The sequence below is a fragment of the Candidatus Nanopelagicales bacterium genome (genome assembly GCA_018003655.1).
In the GTDB taxonomy this organism is placed as follows: domain Bacteria; phylum Actinomycetota; class Actinomycetes; order S36-B12; family UBA10799; genus JAGNDY01.
Genome location: JAGNDY010000069.1, coordinates 1 through 9629 on the forward strand (window position 1 = coordinate 1; position 9629 = coordinate 9629).

The 9629-nt window shown below is 62.7% G+C and carries 9 protein-coding genes; 2 read left to right on the plus strand and 7 right to left on the minus strand.

Annotation, left to right across the window (positions count from 1 at the left end):
- Positions 1–581 (plus strand): hypothetical protein (locus KAZ48_09060; protein ID MBP7972938.1); only part of this gene is annotated, 581 nt, incomplete at its 5' end.
- 18 nt (positions 582–599) lie between these two features.
- On the opposite strand, the gene KAZ48_09065 is transcribed toward KAZ48_09060, so the two are convergent.
- The 7 genes from KAZ48_09065 to KAZ48_09095 all read right to left on the minus strand — a co-directional run bounded on the left by KAZ48_09065 (position 600) and on the right by KAZ48_09095 (position 7147).
- Positions 600–1616, minus strand: coding sequence for a sensor domain-containing diguanylate cyclase (locus KAZ48_09065; GenBank protein MBP7972939.1), 1017 nt, complete (start codon positions 1614–1616; stop codon positions 600–602).
- A 102-nt stretch (positions 1617–1718) separates the two neighbouring features.
- Complete coding sequence (locus KAZ48_09070) at positions 1719–3200, minus strand: SDR family NAD(P)-dependent oxidoreductase (GenBank protein MBP7972940.1); 1482 nt, start codon at positions 3198–3200, stop codon at positions 1719–1721.
- A gap of 60 nt (positions 3201–3260) precedes the next feature.
- On the minus strand, positions 3261–3668 hold the full coding sequence (locus tag KAZ48_09075; protein MBP7972941.1) for a hypothetical protein: 408 nt from the start codon (positions 3666–3668) through the stop codon (positions 3261–3263).
- Positions 3669–3763: 95 nt separating this feature from the next.
- Entirely contained in the window at positions 3764–5347 is a 1584-nt protein-coding gene (locus KAZ48_09080; GenBank protein ID MBP7972942.1) for a hypothetical protein, read from the minus strand.
- Positions 5323–6075, minus strand: coding sequence for an ABC transporter ATP-binding protein (locus KAZ48_09085; protein MBP7972943.1), 753 nt, complete (start codon positions 6073–6075; stop codon positions 5323–5325). Before KAZ48_09085 ends, KAZ48_09080 begins: the two co-directional genes overlap by 25 nt.
- 227 nt (positions 6076–6302) lie before the next feature.
- Positions 6303–6761, minus strand: coding sequence for a hypothetical protein (locus KAZ48_09090; GenBank protein ID MBP7972944.1), 459 nt, complete (start codon positions 6759–6761; stop codon positions 6303–6305).
- 152 nt (positions 6762–6913) lie between these two features.
- Positions 6914–7147, minus strand: coding sequence for a hypothetical protein (locus KAZ48_09095; protein MBP7972945.1), 234 nt, complete (start codon positions 7145–7147; stop codon positions 6914–6916).
- A 560-nt stretch (positions 7148–7707) separates the two neighbouring features.
- Here KAZ48_09095 and KAZ48_09100 point away from each other — a divergent pair.
- A partial coding sequence (locus tag KAZ48_09100) for an acyltransferase (GenBank protein ID MBP7972946.1) occupies positions 7708–9629 on the plus strand: 1922 nt, incomplete at its 3' end.

The following is a 9629-nucleotide window of genomic DNA, read 5'->3' on the forward strand; positions in this document are numbered from 1 at the left end:
TCAGCTACCGCGCCGACGGCAAGTGGCACGTGACCGGCCGCGACTTCATTCAGTACCTAGTTTCGATTGTGCCGCTGCTGTATCTGTGGAGCAGCATCCTGCTCTTCACAGGCCTGCTCATCCCCAAGTTGACCAACGGCGAAGATCTCGCATTCACCACAACGAGCTTCATTATCGCGGTACGCGTGATTGCGCACTTTCGCCCCGGCTGGGCAGACATCGCCATGCGCGTCTACGCCATGTTGCTGGTGTCATCGGTCTTGCTTTGGGGAGAGACGCGGCCTGAGGCTGACATGCAGCGGATCGCCGATCAGGTGTTGAACTCTGGAAATCTCGATCTGCAGGATTACGCCCTATTCGGTGCTGAATTCGTTGCGGCGACTGTCTGGTTCTTCTGGGGGGTTCGGCGGCGCACATGGCGCGGGTACAACGTTCCCGGAATTCCTTGGGACGAATACCCGCAGGCGCAGGCCGACCGCGCCGCTTCCATCGAGGCCAACGGTCCACGGCGATCTCGGACCAAGCGCACCTGGGATTCGCTCACCGGCGCACCACCGGCCAAAATCACACAAGGGAGCTAGGCGGCTAAAAGGTTTGGTCTACTCCCGGCCCGGTTGGTTCTTCCCCGCATCGACGTCGACTCGATCGCCGCCGGCACGCTTGGCGCGATAGAGCGCCTTGTCCGCCTTGCCAAACAGCGCTGGCAGGTCGTCGGTCAAGGGGTCGAACTCGGCTACGCCGATGCTGAAGGTCACAGCACGAGCGGCCCCGACCAGTTCCTTCCTTGATTGCGCTAGAGCACCGCGAATTCGGTCAACGATCGTTCGCGTCTGGCCCTCATCAGCACCCGGGAGCAACAGGGCGAATTCATCGCCGCCGAGCCGCCCCACAATGTCAACCCCGCGAAGGTTCGCAGCGATGATGTCCGCCACCGAGCACAGCACGGAATCTCCTCCAGCATGGCCGTAGGTGTCGTTGATGTCTTTGAAGTGGTCGAGGTCAAGTACCGCCAAGCACAGGGTTTCGCCATGGCTTTGGGCGCGAACAATTTCCCGGTTGGCAGCGGCCACCAGACCCTCACGGTTGAACACCCCGGTCAATCCATCGGACATCGCCGCTCGACGCAGTTCCAACTCGCGCTGCGCCAAGCCTGCCAAGTCGACAAGGAGTGCCAGCTCTCGCGCGTCCAAATTCCGTGGTTCGCGATCGATGACGCACAACGAGCCAAGGTTCGAACCGTCTGCGGCAGTCAGCGGCACACCTGCATAGAAGCGGATTTGCGGATCTCCGGTCACGAGCGGATGGCCGGCGAATCGTTCGTCGTTCGTGGTGTCGGGGACGGTGAACACCTCGTCACCGAGGATTGTGTAGGCGCAGAAAGCGAGTTCGCGTGACGTCTGGGTGGCTTCGACGCCAACCTTGGATTTGAACCACTGTCGCTCACCGTCGACCAACGAGACCAACGCGATGGGCATGTCGAGCAACCCACCGGCCAGGCGAGTGATCCGGTCGAACGCTTCCTCGTCTTCGGTGTCCAGGACGGCATACCGCTCCAGTGAGCGGACGCGGTCGGCGTCCTCGGGTGGAACGGGTGCTGGGACTCCGGAACCTGCCATCCGTCGAGGGTATTGGCAAACCCACGTCCTCGGCACCACAGATTTGCTTGCCCTCGTCGTCCGCCGCTCAGCTTGCAAGCAAGCCGAGTGTGCCGACGTCAGCTACCAGGAGGCTGGTTGGAAGTCCTTGAGGAAGCAGCCGTACAGGTCCTCGCCGCGCTCTCCCCGCACAATCGGGTCGTACACCCGGGCGGCGCCGTCGACTAGATCGAGCGGTGCGTGGAAGCCCTCCTCTGCCAATCGAATCTTGGTGGGGTGGGGGCGTTCGTCGGTGATCCAGCCAGTGTCGACCGCAGTCATGAGAATGCCATCGGTTCGGAGCAACTCCTCAGCGCTCGTGCGAGTCAGCATGTTCAGGGCAGCCTTGGCCATGTTCGTGTGCGGATGCCCAGGACCCTTGTACCGGCGGCTGAACTGGCCCTCCATCGCAGAGACGTTGACGACGTACTTGCGCCGATGAGCAGACGCCGCCATCGATGGTCGCAGGCGACTGATCAGAATGAACGGCGCCGTCGAGTTCGCCAGTTGCACTTCGAGCAACTCCAGAGCATCCACCTCGTGCACCATCTGCGTCCAACTGTTGTGTTCCTGGAGGTCGGGCACCAACCCGCCTGCATCGATTGCGGTGCGGGCGGCGGTGCGGGCGAGCGACGATGACCCCGCCGTGAGTGCAGCCTCGGTCAACTCAGCGGCAGTGAGCTTGGCGAGCCCGGCCGTGCCGCCGACTACCGCGCCCATCAGGGCGGCTGGGTGTGCGTCGGAGGTTCGGCCGAACGTCGTCACCTCAGGCAATTCCCCGACCGGCAGTGGTTGCTCCTCGGCCGCCGCGAGCAGCTCGTAAGACTGTGCCGAGCGTCGGACGGTCTGGGCCGCATTGTTGATGAGGATGTCCAGCGATCCCCGCGCAGCGACCGAGTCGGCGAGGGCAACCACCTGAGCGGGGTCTCGCAAGTCGATCCCGACGATGTGCAACCGATGAAGCCAGTCGACGCTGTCGGGCATCGCCATGAACCGACGAATCGCATCGTTGGGGAATCGCGTTGTGATCGTGGTTTCTGCGCCGTCGCGCAGCAGCCGCAATGCGATGTACATGCCGATCTTTGCTCGCCCGCCCGTGAGCAGCGCCCGCCGACCGGTGAGGTCCGTGCGAGCGTCGCGTCGCGAGCGGTTGAGGGCAGCACAATCGGGACACATCTGGTGATAGAACGCATCGACGGTCGTGTAGCGGACCTTGCAGATGTAGCACGCCTGCGGTCGGATCAACTGCCCGGCGGATGCGCCACGAGTGTTCGAGACAAGCGGCAGGCCTTGGGTCTCGTCATCGATTCGCTCGGGTGAGCCGGTTGCGGTTGCTGCGATCACGGCATTGTCACTGGCAAGCACCTCTTGCCGTCGCTCATTTCGGCGCCGCTTCTTGACGCTCTTGAACAACCCGGCTGTTGCGCGTCGCACGGCCAGGGCGTCTGGATGCTCGACCGGCAGTTCATTGAGTTCCCGGAACACCCGCAAGCAGACGGATAGGTCGGCTGGGTCGATGCCCGCCGTTTCGGAATGCTCGCGCTCAGCGTCCGGTGCATCGATCATCTGTCGTCCATCTCAGGTCTGTGGAGAGTCTGCGTCACGAAGGGGAACCGGAATCGGGGGTCAACGGCGAGTCTTGCGCCAGCCCCGTCGGCGCGCGTCGACCGCGATACCCGCCGTGGTGAGGGCCACGGTGCCGAACACAGCCTGCAGTGGACTCGGGCCGATGAAGGGTATTTGGACCACGAGCTCAACGGCCAACAACCCGCTGGAGAGCAGAACGACATTCGGTGCGTGCGGCGATCGCCGCCAGGCCAGGTAGGCGGCGGCCGCTGACGGGATACCTACCGAGGCGCCGAGCCAGATTCCGGGCAGTACCCACGTCGAGAGTCCAAGCGGCTCCACGTCCGACACGGGAGGTGTTGACGCGCCACTCACCAACTGCGCTGCGCCGGCGAATCCGGCGACCGCGAGCAAACCCTCACTCACCATGAGCACTCGGCGGTGCGGGTAGGACGTGACCTCACTCATAGACCGATTATGCACGCGTCCTGACCAGCAGAACGTGGACGGTCTGAAGTCCCACGCCGGAGGAATCGGGTGCTGAGGCAGCAATGCAACGCGCGTTAGCCGCGGGATACCTCTAGCTCGGCAAGCAGCGGCGTCGCGTCTTCGTCGAGTTTCGCTGCTGCATTGCGCCACCCGAAGTAGCCGACGGCAAGTGCCAGAATCCAAGCGGCAAGTGCCCCCGCCCAAGCCGAGCCAACCAGCACATTGACGCCGGCCCCGGCAGCAACGATGACTACGACCAGGAGCGCACCACCGACCAACCCGCCGAGAACGGCCGTGATGGCACGCGCGCTGTTGGGCTTCTGACCCGGCACAAGCGGGTACCCCACACGGACGGAGAGTTGCGAACCCAGGCCGAGCCAGACCAGCCACGGAACCGGAAGGACCGCCAGTCCGATTGGCAAAGTTGACCACTGTCCGTGGACGGATGTCGCCGCGATCTGAACGATGACTGCTATCGGTAACCCAATCAGAAGCAAGGCCAGCATCTTGCCCATGACAACGCCGCCCATCCGCACTCCGCTCAGGATGTAGACAGAGACCGCCGAGTTGTCGATTCCGAACACGTTCGGTGCGCTCTGCCACAACACCATGAAGAGCACAAAGGCACCGAGAAAGTCAGTGAGCGGACTGGGTTCTGAGCTAAAGAGACTCTGCCCTGCAACAAGAACGGCAACGACACTTCCGAGCACCAGTTGCTGCAGTTGCAGGGTGGAGCGGAACAAGTAGTAGCGGATCTCCTTGGCGACCGTGGCTCCCATGGCCGTCCGCGGGAGCCATTTGACGGCGACCGGATACAGGACCGAGTCACCTACCGGGCCGCGCTTGGCCTTGGCCGACATCGCGGCCCCACCACCGTCGAGACGCCGAGCCAGTGCCCACCGCCAGACCCACAGGCTGATCCCGATCCCGATCGCCCCCCACGCCATCAGCAAGACGGCGCTCAGGTTGTCACCGTCGCGCAGATCAGTCAGTGCCAGCCCCAAAGCCGCCGGTGGAAGGATCGCCAGGAAACGGAAGTCACCTGTTGTCCCGGTCGAAGTGAGTGCGAGCACCTCACTGTTGATCTGTTGGCTGATGACATAGACGCCGACGCCGATGAATGCCGACAGCGCAATCGTCAGGTCTCGACCTCGGCGGGAGTTCAGCACCCCGGCAAAAACGGCGCTGGCCGTGCGGGACCAAGCCACGCACAGGGTCACGAAGAGGAGGGCACAAATCAAAGCTGCGACGCGAGCCAGTGGCGTGAAACCCGTGGCGAACATCGCGCCCGCAGCGCCAATGATTGTCCCGAACGCACCGGGTCCGATGAAGCCGGAAACCAGCAGGCCCCGGACCTGCATTGCGTTGCTCAGCGGCAGCAGTTCGAGTCGAGACGGGTCGATCGACTGATCCCCTTGGGCGGAGTTGAGGAGTGGGCCGATGACCCACATGATCCAAACGCCAGCGAACAACACCAGCGGCAGCACGGCGCCGCCGTCTCGCCCGGGACTCAGCGACACGGCGAGCAGGGCTCCCATGAAGATCCCGCCCACCAACGCAAGCAATGCGCCGACGACGAACACGACCGCCGTCGCGGTGGATGCGCTGAAACTGGCCCGAAGAAGGGTCAGCTTCAGTCGGACGAAGACCCGAACCATTGCATGCCCCGGTCGTCAAATGCGCGGCCGCCGACCAAGTCCACGAAAGCGTCCTGCAGGCGTTTGCCGCCGGAAACCTCAGCGACAGTCCCTTCCGCTTTGACCCTGCCCTCATCGATGATCACGATCTGGTCACAGAGTCGTTCAACCACGTCCATCACGTGGGAGGAGAACACTACGGTTCCGCCGCCCTTACGGTGCAGTTTGAGCAACCCCTCCATGACGGCGGTATTCACTGGGTCCAACGACCCGAATGGTTCGTCGAGGATGAGGACTCGCGGGTTGTGCAACATTGCCGCGGCAAGTCCGATTCGCTTTGTCATGCCGAGTGAGTAGTCAGCGATGATCGTCCCGCGATCCTTCTGCAGATCGAGGGCATCGAGAATCTGCTCGCTGCGTTCGCGAACCGTGGCCGGATCCATCCCACGCAGAGCACCGATGTACTCAAGGACTTCTGGCGCGTTCAGCCGATCGAAGACGCGGGGATTGTCAGGCACGAATCCGAATCGGCGCTTGGCCGCGACCGGGTCAGACCAGACGTCGATCCCGTCGACCGCGATGGATCCACTCGTTGGCCGCAGCAGCCCGGTGGCCATCTTGAGCATGGTGGTTTTGCCAGCACCGTTGGGCCCACAAATGCCGAAAAACGATCCGGCGGGGATGTCGAGTGACAAGTCGTCCACGGCGCGCTTGTCACCGAAGGTGCGCGTCAGGGCCTGGGCAGAAATCGCAGTCGGCGTCCGGTCTGGGACTGCGGTGGCACCGGCATCGGGTGAGCTCGTCACCTGCACCAAGGTATCTGTGCCGCAGCAACGATTGCGAATCGAACTATGGCCGTCGGCACGACGTTCGCGATGGAACCTTCGTGCTTGCTGTGCTCCAGCGATCCGTCGATGGAAGGACCAGCAATGATCATTTTCGGGGCAATTTCGCTCCTACTCGGCGGCAGCCTTCGCTACTTGGCGCGCTTGCACTCTTTGATGTCGGCTGCGGTCTTACCTATGCACACGTCGAAGTGCGTTGGCTTGCCCTTCGCAGCGCCGGCACCGACCGATAGGTAGCCGCAGTTCTTCTTGCGCATCGTGATTCCCCATCCACTCCCAGCTTTTGGGCCGACATATGACGCGCCGCCACCCCAAGACGTGGTCCGGTATCCGCGCCACTTGCCAGCCGCCTTGTAGTACAGGACGGTTGCGTATGGACTGCTGGTCTTTGTCTTGTAGATCTGATGGCGCCAGCCGTCGGACCTGAATTGAGCGATCTTCGTCGCACCTCGCGGCGGGGCGGGTATTGCACAACTTCCGTAGATGTCACCCCGACCCTGTGCTGGCGAGGCCGAGGCAGCCGTTGGAACCGCGATCCCCACACCCAGCAGGGCCACGGCACCGACGGTCGCGACTACGGATCGTGTCATTGCTTTCGACTGAAGCTTCATGTGATGAATGTTTCAGAGTCAACCTCCCGACGCATGGTCAGAGACTCCAACGGGGGATCGGCTTTCAGTTGCCGCACATAGGTCAGGTCCGCTTGCAGTCAGACGGGGGCTTCAGAACACCGGGCTTGCGTTCAAAGGTCTTCATCTGGATCCATTCGTCCAACTGCGGATCCAAGAGGTTCTGCACGCCAAAGTGTTGAACGTTCCACAACGTCTGCGAGTCGTTGCGGCCACTTATACGTCTTCGTATAGAGGTAGTGATCCTTGATCACGTTCGTGAAGTAGATCGGGTACTTCCAGCCACCGGCCACCATCTGCATCTCGCCGTTGCGTGCGGCCCACGTGAAGGGGACATCGATGTTCATGTCACGCACGATGTAGCGACCCTTGCCTCTGAAGTTGGCGCGGAACCTGGGCGGCGGCTGGTGCCATGATCATGCGAGCTTTGATCCGGTAGCGGCCCGTGGGCAGGTGGCGGAGCACTCTGGATTTCCTGACGGAAACGACCCTGTCGTACCCGCGGGCGCGACCACTGAGGCCGTGTAGGGCGATCTTTGCCGACTTGCCCAGGCGTTCACCACTGACGCGTAGCGTTACGCGGCCAGGTGATGTGACGTCTCCTCGCACCTGCGCGGCGCGGGGGCCGGGGGCCGGCGCGACACCAGCAGCCACAGTGGGGGTTGCTGACCCGACGAGGAACAGCGCAGAGGACCCCAAGCAGACCAGGACAACTGGTTTCCGACTTGGGTGGCGCACCACGTCACACCTTTCCGGGTGAGCCAATGCGAGAAGGCGCACCGGGTCACCGCCATGGTGTTCGCACGGCAACACCGGGGCGTAGGTCGAGGAGAGTCGTGCGGTCACGCTCGACCCGAGCCACCTAGACGGTGTTGTTAACGGACACTTGGTGTCCTAACGTGGGCGAGTGGCACGGATCGACAGTGGTGTCGACCGCGGTGTAAGCGGCGCTCGTCAACACAGCATCGGTTACCGCGCATCCCTGGACGGTGTGCGCGGATGTGCGATCGCCATAATCCTCGTCTACCACGGCAGCTCCACCCTCCTCGGCGGCGGTTTCCTCGGCGTCGACATCTTCTTTGTGCTGTCCGGATTCCTGATCACCAGCATCTTGCTGCACGAGTGGCATTCAACGGGACGCCTGAATCTGCGCGACTTCTGGCTTGCTCGCGCGCGTCGCCTCCTCCCAGCCCTGATGGTCGTACTGGTCGTCATCTTGCTAGCCAGCGCACTAGTTGCCGGGCGTGCCGGCAACGCGATGCGGACGGATTCGGTCGCAACCTTCTTCTACGCCAGCAATTGGTGGTTCATAGCGGAGGGCACTTCCTACTTCGATCAGTTCAGCAATCCGTCGCCGCTGCGGCACACGTGGTCCCTGGCAATCGAGGAACAGTGGTACTTGCTCTTTCCACTGTTCCTGCTCGGCATCCTTTCCTGGTTCAAGGGTCGACGCTTCCTCGCGGGCCTACTCCTAGCTGGCGCAGTTGCCTCAGCGGGACTCATGGCCTACCTCGCCGCCAAACCTGACGGCCAATCGCGGGCCTACTACGGCACCGATACCCGGGTGCAGGCCTTGCTCGTTGGTGCCGCGCTCGCCGCGTTGCTAACGCCGGGGGTGCTGATGCGGCTGGCCCGGTTTGCCCAGCCCATCGGCGTCCTTGGGGCCGCGGCTGCGATCGCTTTGCTCCTGCTCGTCGACGAGACGCAGCAGTGGGCTTATCGGGGAGGCTTCCTGTTATGTGCGATCGCCATCGCGGCAGTAATCGTCTCAGTCACGGCACATCCCGACGGCTGGCTCGCCCGCGGATTGAGTTGGCGGCCCTTGGTATGGCTCGGCAAGATCTCCTACGGGGTATACCTGTGGCATTGGCCGATCTACCTGTTCTTGACGCCAGACCACGTGGGTCTCTCGGGATTGCCGTTGTTCGCTGCGCGGGTGACGCTCACACTGGGCATCGCTCAACTGTCGTACACCTACCTTGAGATGCCGATCAGACGCGGGGCGCTGAGCAGGATGTCTGTACCCACGCGCCGGACACTGCTTGTTGCGACCCCCGTTGCCGTTGTCGCCGTCACACTCACCGCTTTCGGTCTCGCCAAGCCGCCAGCAAGCGACAGCCTCGAAACGTTAGCCGCGAAAGCCACTGCGGCACCGTCGCTTTCCTTAACACCGGTTAGCAGATCCAAGCGTGGGCCAACAACGGCGGTACTGGTCGGCGACTCGAACGCGTTATCGCTATTCGCCGCCTACACGCCGAATCTGATACGGAACCTCAGCGTCGCGCCCGGTACCGAATTTGGTTGCGGCGTCGCGCCATTCACGGCCTCGATCAATGGTGAGCCGATGACAGTGCCCAACAAGTGTTGGCAGTGGGTTCGTTCAAATCGCAACAAACAGATCAGAGCCGCAAACGCGAATCTCGGCGTGCTATTCGCCGGATCGTGGGAACAGTACGACAGGTGGATTGATGGTGCGGCAGTCTCATTCACCGATGAGCGCTGGCAAACAGCGACACAAAGAGCGTACGAGGAGATCATCGCGCTGCTGCACAAGAAGGTCGGTTCCGTGGCCGTTGTTCTGAGCGGCTGCAACAACGTTTCAGACTCCGACCTGCCGACTGCCACAGCGTTCGAAGCCGGTCACTACCCGCCAATCGTCAATGACGCTCGTCGCACGGCCGCAGTCAACCGCGCTGCGACCCTGGCCGCCCAGTCAATGCCGTACGACGTCCCCGTCGTCGATCTGCACGCCCACTTGTGCGCCAGCGGCTTCCAGGAATCCCGCGGCGGCGTCGTCATGCGAACAGACGGATTGCATTACACGACCAA